This is a genomic window from Delftia sp. WSY_7 (assembly GCF_043104845.1).
GTDB lineage: Bacteria > Pseudomonadota > Gammaproteobacteria > Burkholderiales > Burkholderiaceae_C > Comamonas > Comamonas tsuruhatensis.
Genome location: NZ_JBICLB010000019.1, coordinates 1 through 1,166, shown reverse-complemented (window position 1 = coordinate 1,166; position 1,166 = coordinate 1). Strand labels below are relative to the sequence as shown.

Genomic DNA, 1,166 nt, shown 5'->3' with positions numbered 1-1,166 from the left:
AGCACGCGCGTGACGTGGCTGCCGCTGCGGTCCCAGCGCAGCCGCGTGAGATCGTTCTGCGCCGGGCTTCCGTCGTCATAGCCTGCCAGCGAGGTGGGCAGCGGCCCGTCGATGTCCACCAGCACGCTGCGGCCGTTGATCTCGGTGTAGCGGTAGCGCGTGCTGCGTTCGATGGGCGTGGCGCCGTCCGCATTGCCTGCGGGCTGGCCCTGGGCATCCAATGGGCTGAAGCCCGTCTCGGTGATCTGCAGCGGCTGGCGGCTGCTGTTGTAGCGGATGCGGATCTGGTGTTCGCGCCCTGGCACGACGCTGGGCCGGGCGATGAGTTCGGGCGCGTATTGCTTCCAGGGGTCCTTGCCGTAGCCGTAGCGCACCTGCAGCTGCGGGGCCTGGGCTTGGCCTTGTGTGTAGGCGATGCGGTACACGGCCAGCGGGCGGCCGAAGGGGTCCAGCTCGGTGCGCGTGCCTTCCAGCGGGCGGCCTGCGGGATCGAGCCGCGTGGCTTCGGTCAGGCGCCCTTGCGCGTCGTACCGGTAGCGCATGTCGCCGGGGCCGCAGCTGGCGCAGCCCGGGCCGCGCACTTCAAGCAATCGCCATTGCCCGCCTATGGTGTCGTAGTGGTAGGTGGTTGTTTGCCCGAGGCTGTTGGTGAGGGTGTTCTTCCAGGGCTGGCTGAGGTCCAGGGTGACTTTTTCCTGCTGGCTGTCCGGCGGGCCGCGCACGCTCAAGGTGGCGCGGCCGGTGTCGCCGTAGGCGTAGCTGGCGATGCGCTCGTCCATGGGCTTGCCGTCGCTGCCCTGGCCCTGGACGCTGATGCCGGTGAGCAAGGTGGGGTGGCGTGGGTCCTCATAGTGGTAGTGGCGCTGGACCGGGGCTTGGCCATCGGCCGACGGGAGGCTGACCTGCACGAGGCTGGCGTTCAGCTTGGCCTGGGGCTGGGTGCTGCCGGGCAACGGTGCGCTGCCGTGGCGGTAGTCGATGCGGCCCAGCGGGGTGTCGATGGCCTGCACGCCGGTGAAGCTGCCCTCGCCCGAAGATTGGGCGTAGTGCAGGCGCAGGCTGCGGCCCTGCGGGTCGGTGACCTTGAGCAGGCGGTTGCCCTTGGCGTTGTAGTCCAGGCGGACCTGTTCGCCCGAGGGCAGGCTGATGCGGGTCAGGCGCCCCCG

The 1,166-nt window shown here is 70.1% G+C and carries 1 protein-coding gene; it reads right to left on the bottom strand.

The window, feature by feature from the left end; all coding sequences use genetic code 11:
* On the bottom strand, positions 1-1,166 hold a 1,166-nt coding region (locus tag ACF8ME_RS09030; RefSeq protein WP_392416091.1), incomplete at both ends, for an RHS repeat domain-containing protein.